We start from the raw sequence: 20,217 nt of genomic DNA on the forward strand, positions 1-20,217 counted from the left end.
CCAGGCTTCGCGCCATCTTCATACCGCGGCTCTGTTGCTTTCGCGCTCCGTCGCGCCCATCGAGAGTGATTCCCGACGATGTCGGACCAGATCCATCACGCCGCCAAGGCTCGGCCGGCTGCTGCCAATTTTCGTACGATCGCACTTATCGTCGCCAGTGCAATGTTCATGGAACAACTCGACGCCACGGTGCTCGCTACGGCATTGCCGACCATGGCACATGATTTCGGTGTCAGCGCTCCGGCGATGAGCATTGCACTGACCTCTTATCTCCTTAGTCTCGCAATCTTCATACCTGCGAGCGGCAGGATCGCAGACCGCTTCGGTTCACGCACCGTTTTCCGCGCGGCCATCGCCGTCTTCGTTGCCGGCTCCATCTTCTGTGCCCAAGCGCCGAACTTGACCATTCTCGTGATCGCGCGTCTTATCCAGGGGCTGGGCGGCGCGATGATGATGCCGGTCGGGCGTCTCGTGCTGATGCGCAGCGTGGCGCGCAAGGACTACGTCGCCGCCATGTCTTGGCTTCTCGTGCCGGCGCTTGTCGGCCCAATACTCGGCCCGCCGATCGGCGGCATGTTCGTGACTTATCTGGACTGGCGCTGGATCTTCTACATCAATGTGCCGATCGGGCTGCTCGGCTTTGTTCTCGTCACTCTCTTCATCGAGGAAGTGAAAGGCGTATCGAACGGGCCGTTCGATACGGTCGGCTTCGTTCTCTCGGGCATCTCGCTTGGCTCCCTGCTCTTCGGCTTCGAGATGTCAAGCCGCTCGGGCGAGGGGTCACTGGCGATCTTCCTGATTTCCATCGGCCTTCTTTTTGGTATCGCCTATTTGCATCATGCGCGCAGGCATCCCGCGCCGATCATGGATTTTTCGCTGATGCGGGTCCCGAGCTTCGGCGTATCGGTGATCGCAGGATCGCTGACGCGCATCAGCCAGGGCGCGCAGCCTTTTCTCATGCCGTTGATGCTGCAATTGGGATTCGGCCTTTCGGCCGCTGCCGCCGGTCGCGTCGTCATTGCGGCCGCCCTCGGCTCGATGGCGATGAAAATGTTCGCCTCCAGGATCTTGAAGCGCTTCGGCTTCCGCAGCAGTCTGATCGTCAACGGCATTATCGGCACGCTCGGCTACGGCCTCTGCGCCGTCTTCCGGCCGGATTGGCCGATATCGCTGATCTTCGTGATCCTGTTCTTCTGCGGCTTCTTCATGTCGTTTCAGTTCACGGCCTATAACACGATCGCCTATGACGAAATCGAGCGCGATCGCATGAGCTCGGCCACGAGCTTCTATACCACCTTCCAGCAGCTCATGCTGTCGCTCGGCATCTGTGTTGCAGCACTTGCCTTGCACGGATCGATGTTTATGGGTGACCGCGAGACGCCGGCGCTCGGGGACTTCACTGTCGCCTTCGTTGTCGTAATGGTGATTTCGCTATTGGCGACGGTTTGGAATGCCCGCTTCTCCCGCACCGCTGGCGCCGAGATCAGCGGCCATCAGATCCCGAGTAAGGCAGCCTGAAGGCGAGCGGCCTGAGCCGCTCGTCATAGTTAGAACCGGTATTCGTCCGCCTCGTGTTTCCGGCCATCCAGGTGATAGCCGATATCGCGTTCGAGGTGACCGTTCAGGCTTTCGAATGGCAGAAGGTCGTAATCGGGAATATCGATCTTCCCGCGCGGCTTGTGACCAAAGATCTCGCGGAAAGCGGCCAACAGGCCATGCCCCGTATGTAGTTTTTCGGTGATGGTTGTCATATACGCACTCCCATCGATGAACTATTGCCTGTTCAGGCACTTGCCGCCTGTTGCGGCAGGCATGCCTCGCAGATCGCCGCGATATGGCGGTGATCAGTGCCGCAGCAGCCGCCGAGCACGTGCACATGCGGCATGCGGCTCGTCAGTTGCCGATAACGGCGGCCGAGATCGATAGGGTCGCCGGCGTCCAGCGTCTCACTCCCATCGAGCTCCGCATGGCTCATCATCGAGGCGTTCGCCCGGATACCGGCGATGCGCTTGATCCAGCCGCTATTGTGATCCAGTGCGCTGTCGAAATGGCTCGGATGGGCGCAGTTGATCATGTAGTAGGCAGGCGAGCCGCCGGTCGCCGCATCGACGCTTTCGATCGCGTCCTGCATCGTCCGTCCGGTGACGAGCTTGCCGTCCGTCTCCACTGTGAACGCGATGGCGCAGGGCATGCCCTGCCTTTCGGCGGCGCGTGCTATGCCGATTGCCTCGTCGATATTGTTCAGGGTGTAGGCAGCGACCATATCGGCGTCCGTGCCTCCGAAGACGGCAATCTGTGTGGCGTGGTAGTCCTCAGCCTCCGAAGCATTCATCCTACCGGCCTTATAACCGTCGCCGCGCGGACCGATCGCGCCGCAGATGACAATCGGCGCCTGCGGCCGTTCATATTCGGCGCGCAATTCCACCAGGAGTTCAACAGCGTCCTCATTGGCGGCCTTCAATGCTTCCGGGCTATAGCCGAGCTTCGCACCCCAGTCCGCGTTTGCTCTCCAGGTGGCGGTGTCGAGCTCGAAGCCGGTGCCGTGCCGCCGAGCGATGTCAAGATAGCGGCGATAGTAGTTCTTTATGACCTGGCGGCCGTCATGCGTTGCCAGCAGCACGAAGGATGCGAAATGAGGCAGCTCCATTCCCTCGTGAAAGATCAGTGTCGTTTCTATTCCGCCGTCGCTGATGAAGGTTCCACCCTTCAGTTGCGGCAGATCCTGTCTGTACTTTGCCATGATCGTCTCCCTCCCGTTTCGGCCCCGCTCTTCCTTCAGATGCCGCGGAACAGGTGAAGTTCTGACGTTTTATCGCCTGCTAAACTAGAAGACTTAAGGTATACTGACTGTAAAAAAGATGTTCTTGTTGAATATCATATGTTTACCGGCGCGATGCGCTCCTAGGAGGCAGTTCCGGAAAGATGCCGGAGAGGAAATACTGTACCGACGGTACAGGAGGGAGTAATGCGAAAGGGTGAGGAAACACGAGGACGCTTGCTCGAAGTGGCCGAGGCCGCCGTTCTCGCCAAAGGTTTTGGTGGCACTTCGATCGACGAACTGATCGCAGAGACTGGCATCACCAAAAGCGGATTCTTCTATCATTTCCGCGATAAGAACGAACTCGCCAAGGCTCTCCTGCAGCGCTACATCGAAAACGATGAAAAGATTTACGACGACATCTTCGGGCGCGCACGCGAGCTGATGGATGATCCGCTGCAGTCATTCCTTCTTGGCTTGAAGCTTCTGTCCGAATTGCTGTCAGATCTCCCGAACGGCCACCCTGGCTGCCTGGTGGCGACCATGTGCTACTACGAGAGATCTTTCGACCGTGAAATCCAGGAGATCAACAAGCAGGCTGCATTGATGTGGCGGCGCCGCTTCCGCGGCATGTTCGAGGAGATTATGGCGCTCTACACGCCGCGCGAACCGCTGGATGTCGACCAACTCGCCGACATGGTCTCGACGGTACTCGAAGGCGGTATCGTACTCTCCAAGGCGTTGAAGGAGCCCAACAGCCTTGCCGAACAAATCCTGGTTTTCCGGACGTTCGTCAGGCTTCTGTTCAAGCCGAACTAATGCATGTCGCGCAACAGTGTGGAGCGGTTTGGCGATAACGACATGCATAAAAACAAGATGCATGTCGCACAAAAGTGGCTGCGGTTTTGCGATAAGGACATGCAGTCTCAGGGACGCTGTTATTTGTCGCTGCATTTCGGTGGTGCTATCATCAAAAAGCATGCTTCACGGAGGTTGAGAGCCATGAACGAGAAGCTGACGATTGATATCACGACAAGACATGCCGATGTGCTCCGACGCGCTGTCGCCTTGGGCAGATATGCCACATTGAGCGATGTCGTGGCCGAGGCGATGGATGAATGGGTTGCGAGACGAGCAGCTATGGCTGCCGATCACGAGATGCTGCGCAAGCTCTGGAAGGAAGGCGCCGTCGCCGGCGATACCTGCGCGGTCGACCTCGCCAAATTGCGTGATGCCGCGCGTCGGCAACCGTATAGCATGTAGTCCTTTCCAAATCCGACAAGCCGGCGAGGTTCACTTCTCGCCGTCTTCCAGTTCCGCCGCCATTTCGGCAAGCTTGCGGACGGTGTTGAGATTGCGGGATGTGCCTGCCTTGAGAGCAGGCAGCTTGAGCTTCGATCTCCCCGAACCATTCGGATAATGCACGTAAATTTCACGGCCCGCGATCTGCACCTCCTCGCCATCCGGAGCGACCATCGTGTCGAGCGCATCCTTCGCAGCCGCTTCCGGCCGGAAATTGACGAGCAGATAATTGGGTTTCGCGTGAGGGAAAGGCGCGCCGGCAGCGATCGCCTCGAGTTCCTTGCGGTTGCGGAGCATGACGCCGGGCGATTTGCCCATCTTCCTGCTCAGCCCTGCCTCAAGACGCTCCCGAACCGTCGATTCCGCCTGATCTGAACGGAAGAGTACATTGCCGCTCTGGATATAGGTCCTCACATCGGCGAAGCCGAGTTCCTCACAGAGGCTTTTGAGCTCCGCCATTGGCAGCGCGCCGGTGCCGCCGACATTGACGGCACGAAGCAATGCGACATAGACCGGCATCGATTCCTCCTACTGCATGGTTCCTTAAATCGGAAACCGATTTAAGGATAAAACCATGCAGCAATTCAAAGTGCTACAGCGACTTTGTGCGTCTTATAAGAGGCACGGCGCTGTAGACGATCTCCGATTACATCTTCTCGGCAACCTTTATCGCGAAGGCATATTCGAAGGCGATCTCCTCCAGTCGCTGGAATCGCCCCGATGCCCCGCCATGGCCCGCATCCATATTGGTCCTGAGTAGGATCGGAGCCTCGCCGGTGGTCTTGTCGCGCAGCTTGGCCACCCACTTCGCCGGCTCCCAATAGGTCACGCGCGGATCGGTCAAACCGCCAAGCGCCAGGATCGGCGGATAGGGCTTCTCGCCGACATTGTCGTAGGGGCTATAGCTGGCGATATGGGCGTAGTCTTCCTTGCTCTCGATCGGGTTTCCCCATTCCGGCCATTCCGGCGGCGTCAGCGGCAGCGTGTCGTCGAGCATAGTGTTGAGCACGTCGACAAAGGGGACGGCTGCGATGATGCCGGCGAATTTCTCCGGCGCCATGTTGGCGATCGCGCCCATCAGCATGCCGCCGGCCGATCCGCCTTCGGCGATGATCTTTGCATAGGAGGTGAACTTTTCCTGATTCAGATAATCAGCAGCCGCGATGAAATCTTTGAAACTATTTGTCTTCCGGCCCATCTTGCCGTTCTCGTACCAGGCAAATCCCTTGTCCTTGCCGCCGCGGATATGGGCGATGGCATAGACGAAGCCGCGATCGACAAGCGACAGGCAATTGGTGTTGAAGCCGGCCGGAATAGTGATGCCATAGGCGCCGTAGCCGTAGAGGAGGCAAGGGGCGGATCCGTCGAGTGGCGTATCCTTGCGGTAAAGCAGGGTCACCGGCACCTTTTCACCATCCCAGGCAGGGGCAAAAACGCGGCGGGTAACGTAGTCCTCTGGATTATGGCCGGAGGGGACTTCCTGCGTCTTCAGGAGCGTGCGCTCGCGCGTGACCATATTGTAGTCGTAGAGCTGCGAGGGCGTCGTCATCGAGGAATAGGAGAAGCGGATGACGTCGGTGTCATATTCTGCAGCGCCCTGGAGGCCGAGCGAATAGGCTTCCTCGGCAAAGGCGATGGCGTGTTCTTCGCCCGTCCGTCGGTCGCGCACTATGATTTGCGGAAGACCGTCCTTGCGCTCCAGCCAGACCAGATGCCGGGAGTAGGCCATATGGCTGAGGATCAGCGTGCCGGGCTTATGGGGAACGATCTCGCGCCAATTTTCCTTTTCTGGTCTGTCGACCGGCGTCTCCATGATCTTGAAATCCTTGGCACCGCCATCATTGGTGAGGATGTAGAAGACCTCGCCGCCTTCGGCCATCGAATATTCGATGCTGGTTTCGCGCTTGGCGACGATCTTCGGTTCTGCGGTCAGGTCCTTCGTCGACAGGATACGGTACTCGCTGGTCTCGTGGTCGTGGATATCGATGAAGATGTAATCATCGAGCAGCGAACCGCCGACGCCCATGAAGAAGCCGTGATCCTCTTCCTCATAGACCAGCCGGTCGGCCGATTGCGGCTGACCGAGAATATGATGGTAGATCTTCGACGGCCTATGGTTCTCGTCCTGCAGCGTGTAGAAGAAACTCTTTCCGTCCGGTGCCCAAACCCCGCCGCCGCCGGTGTTCTCGATGACATCGGAAAGGTCTTCGCCCGATTCCAGATCGCGCACCTTGAGCGTGAAATACTCCGAGCCCTTGTCGTCATAACCCCATATGCCGCGGCTATGGTCGGTGCTGTGATCGATGCCGGAGAGGCGGAAATAGGATTTCCCCTGATTCTCCTTGTCCCCATCGAGAAGAACGTGGCGAACCATCTCGTCATTCTTGTCGCCGTCGCGCGGGATGCGGAAGTAATGCGGTTGCTCTCCACCAGTGACGAAGAAAGTGCCATAGGCATACGCCCCGTCCTTCATCGGAACCGAGCTGTCATCCTCCTTGATGCGTCCGCGCATTTCCGCGAATAACTGTTTTTGCAGAGGTTTTGTGTCCTCCATCGCAGCGTTCATATAGGTGTTTTCGGCCTCGAGATGCTGGCGGATCGCCGGATCGAGGATTGAGGGGTCCTTGAACATCGCCTGCCAATTCTCGGCTCTGAGCCAGGCATAATCGTCGGTGCGGGTTACACCGTGGCGTGTATCAGTGATCGGCTTCTTTGGAGCTGCGGGCGGGGCGGGAAGATTCTTGAATGCGGGCACGGGCAAGGCTTTCTCAGTGAGACCGAAGGTCAGAAAGAGATAGAGGCCGCATCTTCCCGGATCAAGCGGCACTCCGGAGCTGCGCGTCTTTTCAGACCCACAAAGGACGCTGTACGCAACCACAGAGCAAAATCGCCTTCGGATCGGGACCATTGCGTCCCGACGTTGCCTTGATGTCACCACATTCTTTAACGAAGTCCGCTAGCGTCGCGACAAGTCTGATCCGACATTGCTGCGTCGGCTTGGAAGCGAAGCAAGGGATTGTTCTTACATGTTGAAATTCATTGCCTTTGTGGTGCCCGTTATCTGTCTTGCCATGCCGTCCTTCGCCGTAGACCCCAAGATCAAGAAGCAGTTGCAGGCACTCGATCCTGAGGAACGCATGGAACAGAGCTGCGACACCGAGGCGATGAGTGAGATCAGCAAGAAAGAGGACGCGTTCAGGCCGGACAAGGTCATCGCCTACACCTTCAAGGACCCGGTCCTCGACAAGGATTCCATCAAAGCCCCGGGCGCCGTCTTCCGTAGCCGTGGGGACTGGTATCACCTTTCCTATACTTGCATCACGGGACCGCAGCACATCAACGTCCGTTCTCTCAGCTACGAGATCGGCGCAAAGGTGCCTCGCGATAAGTGGGACAAATACTATCTCTACGACTGATTCTCCGGCGTGCGAGCGTGCTGCCCTGCGGGCAAACGACAGCTCTGCCATGCGCCAACCGGCCGCATGGCAAGGGCGGGAAGAAGGCGTAGAAACAACTCAAAGTGCTACAGCGACCCTTGTGCGTCTTACTAAGACGTACCGCGCTGTAGATCGAAAGAAGTGAACGCCCTAGAGATGAAACAAGTCCTTCTCGCCTCAGTGTTAATCGCCGCCGGCAGCTCTACCGGCTTCGCTGCGGCGTCGTCCTCATCCCCAAAGCTCGTCGAGCCGCATCTCCATATAGCGCGCTCCGGCACGCAGCAGCCTCGTATCGCATTGACCTTCGATGCCTGCATGGGCATGGCGGATCAGCGCATCCTTTCGGTTCTGGTCGAGCAGAAAGTGCCGGCCACGATCTTCGTCACCGCACGTTGGCTTAAACGCAATCCGGAGGCGTTGGCAGTCTTCCTCGCCCATCCCGACCTTTTCGAGCTGGAAGATCACGGGGAGAATCATATTCCCGCCGTCGACAAGCCGGCCATGATCTACGGCATTGCCGCTGCAGGATCGGCGGAAGCCGTCAGACAGGAGGTCGATGGCGGAGCAACTGCCATGGTCGCAGCCGGTGTGCCGCAGCCGCACTGGTTCCGTGGCGCGACGGCGAAATACAGCCTGTCGGCCATTGGCCAGATCCGAGGCATGGGATACCGCATCGCCGGCTATTCGATAAACGGCGATGGCGGATCGCTGCTTGGCGCCGCTGTCACCGAGAAGCACATCGCCTCCGCGCGCGATGGTGACGTCATCATTTCCCATATCAACCAGCCGACCCATGCGGCGGGCGCCGGCGTCGTCAAGGGGATCCTCGATCTGAAGGCACGCGGCGTCCAGTTCGTCCGCCTGCAGGATGCCGATGAGAGCGGCGACGACGACACGACGCAATAGGCGTATCGCAGGTCCACGCGCTGATCAGACACTGGCTGCAATCACTTGCCTTCGTTTCATTTCGGCAGCTGCGGCTGGACCTTTTCCTCGATAAAAAGCTCGTCGATGATGGTCATGGCGATGAGTGATAGCGGCAGCGCCAGCATCGCGCCGACGGCTCCCCACATCCACGTCCAGAAGATGATCGCGAGGAAGATGATGAACGGATTGATCTCCAGTCTCCGGCCCATGACCGCCGGAAAGATGAGATTTTCCATGACGAGGTGGACCGCGAAGAAGGCCGCAGCCGGTACTAGCCCGAGGATGATCCCATCATGCGTCAGGATGCCGGCGATTGCGACCGAAAGTGTCATTATGGTGATGCCGAGGAATGGAACGAAACTGGAGAGAAAGGCGAAGACGCCCCAGAGAGCCGGCACGCCAAGGCCGCCGGCATATGCGATGATCGTCATCATGGCGCCAAGGGCGGCATACAACAGCGACGCGGTTGCGAAATAGAAACCGAGCACTTGCTCAACGCCATTGATGACGCGGATGGCGGCAAGGCGCTGCGCCCGAGTGCGGAAGGCCATGATAATCGTCTTGCGCAGGTTCACCCTGCCTGCCAGGAAGAGAAGCAGCGCCGCAAAAAAGATGAGCCCCTGCACGAGCGCCGGCGTCAAGTTCGTCGTGACGAGATGCAGGACATTGCCAGTATTTTCAATCAGTGTCTCGATCGACATCGGCCCTCTCTCGAACGTGGCCGGTGTGATGTGCAGCCATTCTATGCGCTCAAGGAAGGGCATGAGCCGGTTTATCGTCCGCTCCACGAAGGCAGGGCCTTCGTTCGCCAGCGTCGTCAGCGGTTGTGCCAATGCATTCGCCATAAGAAAGATGACGAGCGCCACCAGGCTCGATAGCAGCACTGCGTTGGTGATGCGCGGTACGCCAAGCTTGCTCAGCTTTTCGGCGGCAAGCCCCAATATCATGCCGACGACGACGGCTAGCGTGAGGGGGATAAGGATCAGCGACATCATATAGACGCCGGCAAGGCCAAGGATGACGAAAATACCGATCACCGCCCAGGCCATAGTGACGTCGAGGCTGTCTTTTTCGACTCCATGAACGGCCGACGAAGCTTCCATCTCTTCTGTCGATTTCTGCAACGCCTCGGCCCAGCTGCTTGTCTTGAAATTGCGTTCCAGGGAAGTCTTGTTTGCCTGTTTGCGTATGCCAGCGGCGATGCCCATTTCCTTATCCCCGAAAGCGCCCGTTGCTCCGCCACTTGAACGCGCAAAACCCCGCGCTTGTTCCGGGGCGGGGTTTTGCGCGTGTCGGAAAGAGAGTGGCTTAGGCGGAAAGCGTTACGCCGATGCCCCAGGGATCCCTAAGGAAGACACCGCCGTCACGCCTTTCAGTCGGGATCTCCTGAGCATTGAGTGCGGCGACTGCTTTATCCAATGCAGCCACATCGTTGAATTGGAGGGTATAGTCGGAGAGGCCCGTCATGCCTTCGGCGCGCGCCTGGGCACCACGGCTGTTCCAGATATTGGCGGCCACATGATGGTGATAGTTGCCGGTCGCAAAGAAGCTCGCGCCGGGATAGCGCGCCATGATCTTGAGACCAAGGACGTCGCGATAAAAGGCGTCGGCTTCGGGAATATCCCCCACCTGCAGATGGATGTGCCCAATGGCGGTGCCGTCCGCCATGCCGCTCCAACGGCTCTCCGGCACGCTATCGTGGAGCCCCTGTAGGTTGAGACGCCGCGTCGCCATCTCGACACCGCCGTCGGGATGGAACTTCCATTGGTCGTGCGGCCGGTCTGCATAGACCTCGATGCCATTGCCTTCCGGGTCGGAGAGATAGATCGCCTCGCTGACCAGATGATCGGAGGCGCCTTCGAGCACGACATTGTTTGCGGCGGCATGACGAAGCCAAAGGGCGAGTTCCATGCGGCTTGGTACGAGGAATGCAGTGTGGAAGAGACCGGCAGCAGCGCGGGGCGCCCGTTGCGCATTCCCCTGAGTCGTCAACGTCAGCAGTGGCACACCGCCAACGCCGAGCACTTCGCCGCTTGCACGTTTTTCGAGGAGCGTCAGCCCGAGCATCGATTGATAGTAGCCGGCGACCAACGGCAGATCTTTCACGATCAGATGAGAGTGGCCGACATGGATGGGATGCGTCAGCGCATAGGAGGTCGGTGTTTCACTCATACTGTCTGCTCCTGCTCTATAGGAAAGGCGAACCAGCGGCGGCAAGCGCGCCGCCCTTGGCAGGTCGAGATATCTTTCGCCGGTTCATTCGCCTCTTCAACATTCTCGTCCGACCGTACTTACCCCAAGATATGGCGCATTCTTATTGTTCACAAAAGATCAGTTTTTGACGATTGAGTGTTTAACTAGCATTGACAATAAGAATGCTGCCTTCTTGATCCCGATCAAGGCCCTATATTAGTGAGATGGCATGGTTCGGCGATGATCGGACAACCAGAACCGGTTCCGCCTGAAGGCGGGAGGGCGCAAAATGTATAGGAAAATTATTGTTCCTGTGGAACTCGGGGCTATCGAAAAGGGCGAGCGGATCCTGCGCAAGGCGGCAAAGCTGTTGGACGCGCCTGGTCAAATCATCCTGTTGAATGTCGTGGAAAACATGCCGAGCTATGTCGCAGTCGATCTGCCGCCCGATGTGATGGAAGATGCCATGGACGATGGCCGGGCAAGGCTGGAGCAACTCAAAATAAAAACTGGAATTACCGCTTCGGTCGAGATCCGCGCGGGGCCACCGGCCAATGGCATTCTCGCGGCGGCGGAGGAGCATGACGCTGATCTCGTCATCATCGCCTCGCATATTCCAGACTTCTCGAACTATTTCATTGGAGCGACAGCCGATCGCGTCGTGCGTCATGCCAAATGCTCCGTGCTGGTCGATCGCCAGCGCGAACACTAGAAAGAAGGGGGAAACATCCATGACAGATGTCGGCAAATATGAGGATGTCTTGCGCGAGCGTCAGCAGGAGATCTATTCACGCCTGCGCAGGATCGACACCGATCTTGGCCGCACAAAAAACGCCGACAGCGCCGACCGCGTGACAGAGGGCGAAAACGACGAGGTGCTCGAGGGCCTGGGTCAGGCTGGCCAGGACGAGCTGAGGGCGATCGACGCGGCGCTGAGCCGCATCGCCAAGGGCACATTCGGCATCTGCGTCCGTTGCGGCAACCCGATTTCCGAAGATCGCCTCGCCGCCGTGCCCTATACTCCGCTCTGCAAGGAATGCATCGTGCGACCGTGACGCGTCTCAATCTCCGTTGCCCGCTTTCATGAAGATTTACCCGCGGCGCGTGCGTTGGTGGTTGCGCCGCCGGGCGAGAGATGAGACGATCAACGCGGTTGACACTGGTATGTGTGTATGGGCGAGTTTCACGGAATTCGTTGGGCCTATGACAGATATGAGATGATCGCCGATGCCGTCATTCACGTCGTCGGGCTTGTCTTTGCGCTCATCGGTGCCACCGTCCTGATCTTTTATGCGACAGTCTGGAGCTCGCACGGAGAGCTCGCTGCCGCCTGGATTTACGGCATCGGACTGGTGCTGGCCCTTGCGGTCTCGTTTTCCTACAATGCCTGGCCAGTGTCGCGGACGAAATGGATCCTGCGACGTTTGGACCATTCGGCGATCTTCATTTTGATCGCCGCGACCTATACGCCCTTTCTCGAGCGTGGCGCGGCCGATCCGCTGATTTTTGCCATGTTGATCGCGATATGGATCTTCGCCGCATTCGGAATTGTCCTGAAATGTGCCTTCCCCGACCGCTACCACCGGCTGGCGATCCTGCTTTATCTCGCCATGGGCTGGAGCGGACTGATCGTCGTCGAACCCGTGGCAACGCACATTCCTTTCGCGTCGATGCTGTTGATCATCATCGGTGGCGTAATCTATTCGCTCGGGGTCATCTTCCACATCTGGGAAAAACTACGCTTCCAGAATGCCATCTGGCATGGCTTCGTCGTAACGGCTGCGGCCGTGCATTATTCGGCGGTGCTGACCTGCTTCAGCATGTCCGTCCCGGCGCTTTGATCAGTTGCAAGCCAGCGGGACGGTTTCCTGCGGTTTACATCCGCAATGACGAGCGATATGTCGCTTTCCACAAACGAACCGCGATGGAAATCCCATGACCGAAGCCGTCCTGATTCGCGACGCCGTCGAAGGCGATCTTGCCGCAATCCGCGATATCTACAACCACGCCGTTGAGCACACGACCGCGATCTGGAACGAGACCCTGGTCGATCTTGATAACCGCAAGGAGTGGCTTGCCGCGCGCAGGAGCAGGGGCTTTCCGGTGATCGTGGCGGAAAAGGAGGGGAAAGTCGCCGGCTACGCCTCCTACGGCGACTGGCGACCTTTCGATGGCTATCGGCACAGCGTGGAACACTCCGTCTATGTCGACAAGGATTGCCGTGGTTTCGGCATCGGCGAGCGTCTGATGCGCGAATTGATCCTGCGGGCAGCCCGGGCCGACATTCATGTAATGATCGCCGGCATCGAAGCGGAAAACACCGCCTCCATCCGCCTGCATGAGAAGCTTGGGTTCCGCGTCGTCGGCACTTTTTCCGAGGTCGGCATCAAGTTCGGTCGCTGGCTGGACCTGACCTGCATGGAACTGCGCGTCACGCCTATCTGATTTATTTTTCCAGCCTCGAACATCATCGCATGGCCGTCAATGCCGTAGCACAGGCTGGTGGGTGGCGGACCGTCGGGGAAGACGTGGCCAAGATGGGCCTCAGAGGTTTCACAGCGGATCTCCGTGCGCACCCATGCCGTAAGAGGCATCGGGATGTTCGGTGACGGCCTCAGGCGAAACCCGCTCGAAATAGCTGGGCCCAGCCGCAACCTGCATCGAATTTTGTGTCGGCGCGGAGGAGCGGCGCATTGCAGCAGATACAGCGACGATCAAGTGGCAAAGATACGAACGGACCCGGCGCAATCATGACCCAATTGAGGGGAGCTTCGAGCAAGTTTGCTGCTATACCTTTTCTTAAGGATAACATCGACTGAAGGTGCGCCATGCTTTGGGACATGTTGCTGTTGTGCGCATACGGTTTCGGAACGGCATCGTTCTTTGCCGTGACCTTTCTGGAAGGCCGCGGGCATGGTGACGGGTGGAATCTTCGTCGTATTGCCGGCCTTTCGCTCAGCCTTTTCTGGCCGGCCGTTCTTCTGGTGCTTTTCATGCTGGCGCGGCTCGCGCCACGTGGCGCCAATCCCCTCCCGGTTTCGTCTCGCACGAACGGTCGCTAGAGCCGGATGATCTCAGGTCGAGTCGACCTGAAATCTGAATCCGTCTCTCAATCAAAAGTGAGAGCGGGATGTCGCCCGAAAACCGCACACACTTTTCGGCATCCCGCTCTAAAGGCCCGCAGCATTCGACATTTATTCAACTATACGGTGGATGATCCCCCTGTCGCTGCCGAAAATTCTTGAGGCATTCCCTCATTCATCCTATTTCGGTAAAACTCTTTTCGGCTTCGCCGCGATTTCATGCCTCGAGATAGGGAGAAGACATGGCCGGTGTCACGGGTCTGACATTTCTGGCCTTGTGTCTGCCTTTCCTCGGAGCGGCGCTCGGTCCTGCCGCGACAAAACTGCTGGGAGCCAAAGCCGCGTGGTTGCTGGCCATCGCACCGGCGCTCGCCTTCCTGCACTTCCTCAGCTTTCTTCCAGAGATAGCACGCGGCGAAGTCGTCACCGGCGGCTACTTCTGGGTGCCAAGCTACAATTTAAGCTTTTCCTGGTTCCTCGACGGCCTGTCGCTGACCTTTGCGCTGCTGATCACAGGCATAGGCACACTGATCGTCCTTTATTCCGGGGGATATCTGAAGGGGCATCCAGATCAGGGACGCTTCTTCTCCTTCATTTTTCTGTTCATGGGATCCATGCTCGGGGTTGTCGTCTCTGACAGCTTCCTGATGCTTTTCGTCTTTTGGGAGCTGACCTCGATCACCTCCTTCCTGCTGATCGGCTTCAATCACGAGCGCGAGGCTTCACGCCGGGCAGCACTTCAGGCGCTCGTCGTCACAGGTGGGGGAGGGCTGCTGCTCCTGACCGGACTGCTTTTGATCTGGAACATCACCGGCATCACGCAAATGTCGCTGCTTCTGAAATTCGGCGACGTCATGCGGGCGAGCCCTTTTTATCTGGCGACACTCATTCTGGTCCTCGGTGGCGCCTTCACCAAGTCCGCGCAATTCCCGTTCCATTTCTGGCTGCCGAACGCGATGGAGGCGCCCACGCCGGTTTCGGCCTATCTTCATTCGGCAACCATGGTGAAGGCGGGTGTCTATCTGCTCATGCGGCTCAATCCAGTATTGGGCGACACGCCTGCCTGGCAGATCCTGTTGCCGTTCTTCGGCGGCCTGACGCTGATCGTCGGCACCGTGCTTGCCATTCGCCAGACGGACCTGAAGCTGAAGCTTGCCTATACGACCGTCTCCTCGCTGGGCCTGCTTGTCATGCTGACGGGCTTCGGCTCCGACCATGCGGTGGAGGCGGCGGCGCTCTATCTGGTTGCCCATTCGCTCTTTAAGGGGGCGCTCTTCATGGTGGCCGGCATCATCGATCACGAGACCGGCACGCGTGATATCACCAAGCTCCGCGGCCTTCGTTCTGCGATGCCGATCACTTTTGCGGCCGCACTTGCCGCCGCATTCTCGATGGGTGGTTTGCCACCCTTCTTCGGCTTTCTCGCCAAGGAGGAGATCTATACCGCCCTTGCGCATGGGGACATCCGTTCGGTCGTCTTCACGGGCGTCACGGTCTTCGGCAATGCGCTGATGTTCGCCATTGCGTTTGCTGTTGCCTTGAACCCGTTTATCGGTGCACCGGTGGAAACACCGAAACATCCGCACGAGGCGCCCGTCCTGCTCTGGCTTGGCCCGATGGTTCTAGCCGTTCTCGGTCTCGTCAGCGCCGTCTTCCCCGCCCCCTCCCATCTGTACGTCTCATCGCCTATGGCTACCGCCGTTCAGGGGAAACCGGCCGAAATTTCGATTTCGCTTGTACCGCATATCGGCCCGCCGCTGGCGCTTTCGGTCCTGACCGTGCTTCTCGGCATTGCGGTCTATCTCAACTTGAACCGCGCGCGTTTTTTCATGGCGGTCTTCCTGCAATCGGTGGGGCCGGGGCCGGACCGCGGTTTCGACTATTTCATCGCGGGCTTGCTGCGTTTCGCCTATCGCGTAACGCGCATCCTGCAGCCGGGGCGACTGGAGCTCTATCTGACTTCGACCTTCCTTTGCGTGGCGGCGATCCTCCTCATTCCGCTTTTTCTGTACGGCGAGCTTCCACAGATGCCCGCGTGGCCGCGCGGCGTTCTAATTCACGAATGGGCGATCTTCCTGCTTGCCGTCATAGGGCTCGTGGCTGTGCTGCGTGCCAGTGACCGGCTGACGGCAATCGTGTCCCTCGGGATCCAGGGCTTTTCCGTCGCCGTCATCTTCCTTCTCTTCGGAGCGCCGGATCTCGCGTTCACCCAATTCATGGTTGAAACCCTGTCCGTCGTCATCCTCGCACTCGTCATGACGCGGCTCAGGCTTTCGACAAGGGACGCGCGTCCGTTCGGTCAAAAAATCTTCGACGGCACGGTCGCGGCGACCTGTGGTCTCGGCTTTACGCTGCTGCTGATGAAGGCGACGCAAGGCCCGTTCAACAATAGGCTGACTGAATTCTTCAACCTTTATTCTAAGGCGATCGCCCACGGCACCAATGTCGTCAACGTCATTATTGTGGATTTCCGTGGCACGGACACGCTCGGAGAAATCGCCGTGGTGGCGGTCACGGGCCTTGCCATCCTGGCACTGATTCGTGTCCGGGCGCGCAGCGAGCGCAAGCTGGCTGCCAACGATCCGGACAGACCCGATGATCTGGGGGTCGAACGCCCGTGAACACGCTGATCTTTCGCACCGTTGCTCCCTTTCTGACAGCGCTCATGCTGCTCTTTTCCGTCTTCGTGCTGTTGCGCGGCCATAACGAGCCAGGGGGCGGTTTCACGGGCGGGCTGATTGCCGCCTCGGCATTTGCCATCTATGGCATTGCGCGCGGTGTTGAGGCGGTTCGCCGCGCCATCGTCGTCCACCCCTTGGCGATCGCCGGCACGGGGTTGCTGATGTCCTGCACCGCTGGCCTCCTGTCCGTCTTCTTCTCCGTGCCCTTCATGACCGGGCTTTGGATCTATCCGGACATCTTTGGTGTCGAGGTCCCGCTTTCCAGCGTCATGCTGTTTGATTTCGGCGTCTATTTCGTTGTCGTTGGCGCCATCACGTCGATCGCGCTGGCGCTGGAAGAACGGGAGGTTGAATAATGGAGGCGCTTTTTGCCATCCTCGTCGGCCTGTTCTTTTCCGCCGCCATCTACCTGATGCTGTCGAAATTCTCGATCCGCATCATGCTCGGCGTTGCTATTCTCGGAAACGGCGTGAACTTGCTGCTCTTTGACGCTGGGCGGCTCACGCGCGAGGTACCGCCGATCATTCCCGCCAATCTTGACGCACTGCCGCCGGGCACTGCAAATCCGTTGCCTCAGGCTCTCATCCTGACTGCGATCGTGATTTCCTTTTCCTTTCTTGCCTTTCTGCTGGTGCTGACCTATCGCGCCTATCAGGATCTGAAGACCGACAATACCGATGAGATGCGGATCGCTGAGCCCAAGGACCAGCCGCTGCCGCCGATGGATTATTGAGGAACAGGAAGGATGGCAGCACCGACCGATAAGATTGCCGATCTTTCCGCCGCATTGGTGATGACGCCCGTCGCTCCGGGCCATTGGCTGGCAATCATGCCGGTGGCGCTCTGCATCGGTCTCGGCGCTGTCCTTCTGATGCTGCGCGACCGCACCGGGCTGCACGCGGCCATCGCCGTTCCCGGTCTGATGCTATTGGTGTTGATGGATGCGGGCCTGCTCTATCAGGTGATCACGCAGGGGCCAGTGACCATGGTCATGGGCCGCTGGCTGCCGCCCTTCGGTATTGCTTTCACGGTCGATCCTTTCGGCGCCGCGATGGCGCTTGCAGCGGCCGTCGCGGCTCTCGCGGGCAGCGTCTATGCCCTTGCCGAAATTTCCTCCAGTGCGCGGCGCTACGGCTTCTTCCCCTTCCTGATGCTGCTTCTGGCGGGCGTCACCGGCGCGTTCCTGACCGGCGATGTCTTCAATCTCTATGTCTGGTTCGAGGTGCTGCTGATCTCATCCTTCGGCCTGCTGATTCTCGGTTCGGAGCGCGAGCAGATAGACGGCGCGCTGAAATATGCGGTGCTGAACCTCGTTGCAACGACATTGTTCCTGATCGCTGTCGGCTATCTTTACGCTATCTTCGGCACGCTCAACATGGCAGACATCGTCGAAAGAGCGAAGGAACTGCGCGGTTCGGCGCCGCTGATGACGCTGTCGGCGCTCTTCCTCCTTGCTTTCGGCATGAAGGCGGCGGCCTTCCCGGTCAATTTCTGGCTGCCTGCCTCCTATCACACACCGCGCATCGTGGTCTCTGCACTCTTTGCCGGCCTTCTTACCAAGGTCGGCGTCTACGCGCTGATCCGCGTCATGGTCATGCTCCTTCCGGTCGAGCGGGAAGAATTGAGCCTGCTGATCGCCATCGTCGGTGCGGCCACCATGATCCTCGGTGCGCTCGGCGCGCTCGCCCAGACCGATATCCGCAGGCTGCTGGGCTATGTGGTCATTTCCGGCATCGGCAACATGCTTGCCGGCGTGGCGCTTGGCAGCCCCGGTGGCATCAGCGGCGCAATCTTCTATGCATTGCATTCGATCGTGCTCATGACGGCGCTCTATCTCGCGGCCGGACAGGCAGCCAAGATCGGCAGGGGCTTTTCGCTTGCCTTGCTTGGCGGGCTCTACCGGCGCAACCCCTGGTTTGCCGGCCTTTCCTTCATCCTTTTTCTCGCCGCCTCCGGTCTGCCGCCCTTTTCCGGCTTCTGGCCGAAGGTCATCCTGGTGAAGGCTTCGCTCGATGTCGGCGCATGGTGGCTTGCCGCCGCCATCCTCGTCAGTGGCTTTCTGATGACGATCGGCTTCGGCCGGGTTTTCCTTCTTGCCTATTGGCGTCCGCAGTCAGCCGACGGCATGGTTGCCGGTGAATCGCAGCTCGAATGGCAGGCTTTTCTGCCGCTTCTTCTTCTGACGGGTCTCATCGTCGGCTTCGGCCTCTTTCCAGAGCCGCTGTTTCGTCTGACGCAGATAGCTGCGGCAAATCTCGAAAACCCCGAGCCCTATCTGCTCTCCGTCTTTCCGGGAGGTGCTGGCCGATGATGCTGTTCCTCTTCAACCTGCTTCTTGCCATCGTCTGGGTTGCGGTCACCGGCAGCGCATCGTTGCACAATCTCGTCCTGGGTTTCGTGCTGGCGGCGATTGCGCTTTCGGTGGTGCGCGAGCCTTATGGCGGCAAAGGTTATCTTCTGCGCTCCCGGCGCATCCTTTCGCTGATACTTCTCTTCATCAAGGAACTGATGCTTTCGGGTTGGAGGGTAGTGATAACGGTCCTCAGCCCACGCATGGACCTGAGGCCGGGCATTTTTGCCTTTCCGTTGACCGTGGATCGTGATTTCGAAATCACGCTGCTCGCCAACCTTATTACGCTGACGCCGGGCACGTTGTCGATCGACGTTTCGAACGACCGCAAGACGCTCTATGTCCATGCGCTCGATTGCTCTGATCCGGAAGTAACGAAGCAGGAGATCGCTGCGGGCTTCGAGCGCAAAATCATGGAGGCGTTCCGGTGATGACACCACTCGCCATAGTCTCGGCTGCTGCTATCGTCGCCCTTGTCATCCTCTCCGCTGCCTTGCTTCTGACCGTCTGGCGCGTGATTGTCGGTCCTACGCTCGCCGACCGGGTGCTGGCGCTCGATATGCTTGTCGCCATCGCTATTGGCTTCATCGCCGTCGTCGCCGTCAAAACGGGCTTTGCACTTTACATTGATATCGCGATCTCGCTTGGCCTTGTCGGCTTCCTCGCAACGGTTGCTTTCGCCCGCTTCATCCTGACTCATAAGGGATCTGAGGGAGCGCCCTCCGAAATGCAGCGCCCGCGAAATGCCGGCCGCAAGCGATCCGCCAGAAGATCGGGGAAAGGGCCGGCCGCGTGACCGACTACATTCTTGCCGCCGTCACCGCGATTTTGCTTCTTGCAGGGGCGGTCTTTGCACTGGCGGCCGCCATCGGCATCGTGCGCCTGCCGGATCTTTATACACGCATGCATGCGGCAGCAAAGGCAGGGACGATTGGCTCGGGTCTGTTGCTACTGGCAGTAGGTGTCCACTCAGCCGAGGTGTCGGTCATGCTGCGAGCATGCGCGGGATTCGTATTTTTCGTTCTGACGGCGCCGGTATCTGCGCATCTTCTTGCGAAGGCAGCCCATCAGACTGGACAGCGTCTTTCATCGCTGTCGGTGCGTGACGATCTTGGTAAGCATTGACTTCGCAGCACGCCGCGTTACATCCTTCGAGTGAGTTTCGACGGCGCTAAAGTTCAGTTAAAGATGTAATTTTTCATTTCTTAATTTTAATAGGCTGATGTTTTTACTGTGTAGTGGGGGAAATAATAGTTGGACTTTTTTTGAAAGAATGATAAGCCTGATTCAAGTAGAGTTCCGACGCTGAGTTAGACACGTTCGGTTTTGACGCGCCCGACGCTTCGAGTTTTCCAATAATGCGAGCTAAGGTTGCTTCTGGGTCTCAAGGGCCGAGACCGGCGAATTACTATCCGGCAAGGCGTTGGGCGGTATAAAAATAGGCTACTCGCCGTGAATCTAGGGGTGGATTTCACATTGCTCGCAA

Annotated in this window: 23 protein-coding genes and 1 pseudogene; 17 read left to right on the forward strand and 7 right to left on the reverse strand. The window is 58.6% G+C overall.

Features of this window, described 5'->3' with window-relative positions; translation table 11 throughout:
* The first annotated feature begins 78 nt into the window (after positions 1-78).
* Positions 79-1,518 carry an MFS transporter gene (locus AAE029_RS16095; RefSeq protein ID WP_371073879.1) on the forward strand — a complete coding sequence of 480 codons (1,440 nt, stop codon included), beginning with the start codon at positions 79-81 and terminating at the stop codon, positions 1,516-1,518.
* A 29-nt stretch (positions 1,519-1,547) separates the two neighbouring features.
* Here AAE029_RS16095 and AAE029_RS16100 read toward each other — a convergent pair whose 3' ends face one another.
* Both AAE029_RS16100 and AAE029_RS16105 read right to left on the reverse strand, forming a co-directional pair.
* Complete coding sequence (locus AAE029_RS16100) at positions 1,548-1,751, reverse strand: hypothetical protein (RefSeq protein ID WP_371073880.1); 204 nt, start codon at positions 1,749-1,751, stop codon at positions 1,548-1,550.
* Between the two features lie 32 nt (positions 1,752-1,783).
* Entirely contained in the window at positions 1,784-2,740 is a 957-nt protein-coding gene (locus AAE029_RS16105) for a homocysteine S-methyltransferase family protein (protein ID WP_371073881.1), read from the reverse strand.
* A gap of 225 nt (positions 2,741-2,965) precedes the next feature.
* Here AAE029_RS16105 and AAE029_RS16110 point away from each other — a divergent pair, with 225 nt between their 5' ends.
* Together AAE029_RS16110 and AAE029_RS16115 are read left to right on the forward strand one after the other, a co-directional pair.
* Positions 2,966-3,577, forward strand: a complete 612-nt coding sequence (locus AAE029_RS16110; protein ID WP_371073882.1) for a TetR/AcrR family transcriptional regulator — start codon at positions 2,966-2,968, stop codon at positions 3,575-3,577.
* Between the two features lie 183 nt (positions 3,578-3,760).
* Positions 3,761-4,021, forward strand: a complete 261-nt coding sequence (locus AAE029_RS16115) for a type II toxin-antitoxin system ParD family antitoxin (RefSeq protein ID WP_371073883.1) — start codon at positions 3,761-3,763, stop codon at positions 4,019-4,021.
* 30 nt (positions 4,022-4,051) lie between these two features.
* Here the strand turns inward: AAE029_RS16115 and AAE029_RS16120 are convergent, their stop codons facing one another.
* Entirely contained in the window at positions 4,052-4,579 is a 528-nt protein-coding gene (locus tag AAE029_RS16120) for a DUF1697 domain-containing protein (RefSeq protein WP_371073884.1), read from the reverse strand.
* Positions 4,580-4,706: 127 nt separating this feature from the next.
* Positions 4,707-6,815, reverse strand: a complete 2,109-nt coding sequence (locus AAE029_RS16125; protein WP_371074153.1) for a S9 family peptidase — start codon at positions 6,813-6,815, stop codon at positions 4,707-4,709.
* Positions 6,816-7,086: 271 nt separating this feature from the next.
* Between AAE029_RS16125 and AAE029_RS16130 the strand changes: the two genes are divergently transcribed.
* Both AAE029_RS16130 and AAE029_RS16135 read left to right on the forward strand, forming a co-directional pair.
* Complete coding sequence (locus AAE029_RS16130) at positions 7,087-7,476, forward strand: DUF930 domain-containing protein (RefSeq protein ID WP_371073885.1); 390 nt, start codon at positions 7,087-7,089, stop codon at positions 7,474-7,476.
* A gap of 177 nt (positions 7,477-7,653) precedes the next feature.
* Positions 7,654-8,403, forward strand: a complete 750-nt coding sequence (locus AAE029_RS16135; RefSeq protein WP_371073886.1) for a polysaccharide deacetylase family protein — start codon at positions 7,654-7,656, stop codon at positions 8,401-8,403.
* A 56-nt stretch (positions 8,404-8,459) separates the two neighbouring features.
* Here the strand turns inward: AAE029_RS16135 and AAE029_RS16140 are convergent, their stop codons facing one another.
* Together AAE029_RS16140 and AAE029_RS16145 are read right to left on the reverse strand one after the other, a co-directional pair.
* Complete coding sequence (locus tag AAE029_RS16140) at positions 8,460-9,632, reverse strand: AI-2E family transporter (protein WP_371073887.1); 1,173 nt, start codon at positions 9,630-9,632, stop codon at positions 8,460-8,462.
* A gap of 100 nt (positions 9,633-9,732) precedes the next feature.
* Positions 9,733-10,596, reverse strand: coding sequence for a VOC family protein (locus tag AAE029_RS16145; protein WP_371073888.1), 864 nt, complete (start codon positions 10,594-10,596; stop codon positions 9,733-9,735).
* A gap of 310 nt (positions 10,597-10,906) precedes the next feature.
* Between AAE029_RS16145 and AAE029_RS16150 the strand changes: the two genes are divergently transcribed.
* From AAE029_RS16150 to AAE029_RS16165, 4 genes are all read left to right on the forward strand, one after another.
* Complete coding sequence (locus tag AAE029_RS16150; RefSeq protein WP_371073889.1) at positions 10,907-11,329, forward strand: universal stress protein; 423 nt, start codon at positions 10,907-10,909, stop codon at positions 11,327-11,329.
* Between the two features lie 19 nt (positions 11,330-11,348).
* A complete protein-coding gene (locus tag AAE029_RS16155) occupies positions 11,349-11,672 on the forward strand; it encodes a TraR/DksA family transcriptional regulator (protein ID WP_371073890.1) in 324 nt (107 codons plus the stop codon).
* A gap of 117 nt (positions 11,673-11,789) precedes the next feature.
* A complete protein-coding gene (locus AAE029_RS16160; protein ID WP_371073891.1) occupies positions 11,790-12,458 on the forward strand; it encodes a hemolysin III family protein in 669 nt (222 codons plus the stop codon).
* A gap of 94 nt (positions 12,459-12,552) precedes the next feature.
* A complete protein-coding gene (locus AAE029_RS16165) occupies positions 12,553-13,062 on the forward strand; it encodes an N-acetyltransferase family protein (RefSeq protein ID WP_371073892.1) in 510 nt (169 codons plus the stop codon).
* Positions 13,063-13,067: 5 nt separating this feature from the next.
* Here AAE029_RS16165 and AAE029_RS16170 read toward each other — a convergent pair.
* Positions 13,068-13,327: pseudogene (locus AAE029_RS16170) on the reverse strand (peptide-methionine (R)-S-oxide reductase); the annotation flags it as partial.
* 118 nt (positions 13,328-13,445) lie between these two features.
* On the opposite strand from AAE029_RS16170, the gene AAE029_RS16175 reads away from it, so the two are divergent.
* From AAE029_RS16175 to mnhG, 8 genes are all read left to right on the forward strand, one after another.
* The gene (locus tag AAE029_RS16175) at positions 13,446-13,679 is read left to right on the forward strand and encodes a hypothetical protein (RefSeq protein WP_371074172.1); all 234 of its coding nucleotides are present in this window, start codon (positions 13,446-13,448) and stop codon (positions 13,677-13,679) included.
* Positions 13,680-13,942: 263 nt separating this feature from the next.
* The gene (locus tag AAE029_RS16180) at positions 13,943-16,321 is read left to right on the forward strand and encodes a putative monovalent cation/H+ antiporter subunit A (RefSeq protein WP_371073893.1); all 2,379 of its coding nucleotides are present in this window, start codon (positions 13,943-13,945) and stop codon (positions 16,319-16,321) included.
* Positions 16,318-16,737: a Na+/H+ antiporter subunit B gene (locus tag AAE029_RS16185; RefSeq protein WP_371073894.1), complete on the forward strand. Its 420-nt coding sequence runs from the start codon at positions 16,318-16,320 to the stop codon at positions 16,735-16,737. Before AAE029_RS16180 ends, AAE029_RS16185 begins: the two co-directional genes overlap by 4 nt.
* Positions 16,737-17,114 carry a Na+/H+ antiporter subunit C gene (locus AAE029_RS16190; RefSeq protein ID WP_371073895.1) on the forward strand — a complete coding sequence of 126 codons (378 nt, stop codon included), beginning with the start codon at positions 16,737-16,739 and terminating at the stop codon, positions 17,112-17,114. The genes AAE029_RS16185 and AAE029_RS16190 overlap by 1 nt, the downstream gene beginning before the upstream one ends.
* Before the next feature lie 12 nt (positions 17,115-17,126).
* Entirely contained in the window at positions 17,127-18,692 is a 1,566-nt protein-coding gene (locus AAE029_RS16195) for a Na+/H+ antiporter subunit D (RefSeq protein ID WP_371073896.1), read from the forward strand.
* A complete protein-coding gene (locus tag AAE029_RS16200; RefSeq protein ID WP_371073897.1) occupies positions 18,689-19,162 on the forward strand; it encodes a Na+/H+ antiporter subunit E in 474 nt (157 codons plus the stop codon). The genes AAE029_RS16195 and AAE029_RS16200 overlap by 4 nt, the downstream gene beginning before the upstream one ends.
* Positions 19,162-19,527 (forward strand): cation:proton antiporter, encoded by a 366-nt coding sequence (locus AAE029_RS16205; protein ID WP_371073898.1) that lies wholly within the window; start codon positions 19,162-19,164, stop codon positions 19,525-19,527. Before AAE029_RS16200 ends, AAE029_RS16205 begins: the two co-directional genes overlap by 1 nt.
* Positions 19,524-19,856: a monovalent cation/H(+) antiporter subunit G gene (gene mnhG, locus AAE029_RS16210; protein ID WP_371073899.1), complete on the forward strand. Its 333-nt coding sequence runs from the start codon at positions 19,524-19,526 to the stop codon at positions 19,854-19,856. Before AAE029_RS16205 ends, mnhG begins: the two co-directional genes overlap by 4 nt.
* Positions 19,857-20,217 lie beyond the last annotated feature (361 nt).

This window comes from Sinorhizobium sp. CB7, from assembly GCF_041357635.1.
Lineage (GTDB): Bacteria > Pseudomonadota > Alphaproteobacteria > Rhizobiales > Rhizobiaceae > Rhizobium.

What these genes read in the sequence shown, in the direction of transcription:
- AAE029_RS16115 (WP_371073883.1), top strand. Translation starts at nt 3,761, where the DNA reads ATGAACGAGAAGCTGACGATTGATATCACGACAAGACATGCCGATGTG.
- AAE029_RS16195 (WP_371073896.1), top strand. Translation starts at nt 17,127, where the DNA reads ATGGCAGCACCGACCGATAAGATTGCCGATCTTTCCGCCGCATTGGTG.
- AAE029_RS16190 (WP_371073895.1), top strand. Translation starts at nt 16,737, where the DNA reads ATGGAGGCGCTTTTTGCCATCCTCGTCGGCCTGTTCTTTTCCGCCGCC.
- AAE029_RS16165 (WP_371073892.1), top strand. Translation starts at nt 12,553, where the DNA reads ATGACCGAAGCCGTCCTGATTCGCGACGCCGTCGAAGGCGATCTTGCC.
- AAE029_RS16155 (WP_371073890.1), top strand. Translation starts at nt 11,349, where the DNA reads ATGACAGATGTCGGCAAATATGAGGATGTCTTGCGCGAGCGTCAGCAG.
- AAE029_RS16200 (WP_371073897.1), top strand. Translation starts at nt 18,689, where the DNA reads ATGATGCTGTTCCTCTTCAACCTGCTTCTTGCCATCGTCTGGGTTGCG.
- AAE029_RS16105 (WP_371073881.1), bottom strand. Translation starts at nt 2,740, where the DNA reads ATGGCAAAGTACAGACAGGATCTGCCGCAACTGAAGGGTGGAACCTTC.
- AAE029_RS16205 (WP_371073898.1), top strand. Translation starts at nt 19,162, where the DNA reads ATGACACCACTCGCCATAGTCTCGGCTGCTGCTATCGTCGCCCTTGTC.
- AAE029_RS16100 (WP_371073880.1), bottom strand. Translation starts at nt 1,751, where the DNA reads ATGACAACCATCACCGAAAAACTACATACGGGGCATGGCCTGTTGGCC.
- AAE029_RS16160 (WP_371073891.1), top strand. Translation starts at nt 11,790, where the DNA reads ATGGGCGAGTTTCACGGAATTCGTTGGGCCTATGACAGATATGAGATG.
- AAE029_RS16130 (WP_371073885.1), top strand. Translation starts at nt 7,087, where the DNA reads ATGTTGAAATTCATTGCCTTTGTGGTGCCCGTTATCTGTCTTGCCATG.
- AAE029_RS16175 (WP_371074172.1), top strand. Translation starts at nt 13,446, where the DNA reads ATGCTTTGGGACATGTTGCTGTTGTGCGCATACGGTTTCGGAACGGCA.
- AAE029_RS16120 (WP_371073884.1), bottom strand. Translation starts at nt 4,579, where the DNA reads ATGCCGGTCTATGTCGCATTGCTTCGTGCCGTCAATGTCGGCGGCACC.
- AAE029_RS16140 (WP_371073887.1), bottom strand. Translation starts at nt 9,632, where the DNA reads ATGGGCATCGCCGCTGGCATACGCAAACAGGCAAACAAGACTTCCCTG.
- AAE029_RS16150 (WP_371073889.1), top strand. Translation starts at nt 10,907, where the DNA reads ATGTATAGGAAAATTATTGTTCCTGTGGAACTCGGGGCTATCGAAAAG.
- AAE029_RS16135 (WP_371073886.1), top strand. Translation starts at nt 7,654, where the DNA reads ATGAAACAAGTCCTTCTCGCCTCAGTGTTAATCGCCGCCGGCAGCTCT.
- AAE029_RS16180 (WP_371073893.1), top strand. Translation starts at nt 13,943, where the DNA reads ATGGCCGGTGTCACGGGTCTGACATTTCTGGCCTTGTGTCTGCCTTTC.
- AAE029_RS16095 (WP_371073879.1), top strand. Translation starts at nt 79, where the DNA reads ATGTCGGACCAGATCCATCACGCCGCCAAGGCTCGGCCGGCTGCTGCC.
- AAE029_RS16145 (WP_371073888.1), bottom strand. Translation starts at nt 10,596, where the DNA reads ATGAGTGAAACACCGACCTCCTATGCGCTGACGCATCCCATCCATGTC.
- AAE029_RS16110 (WP_371073882.1), top strand. Translation starts at nt 2,966, where the DNA reads ATGCGAAAGGGTGAGGAAACACGAGGACGCTTGCTCGAAGTGGCCGAG.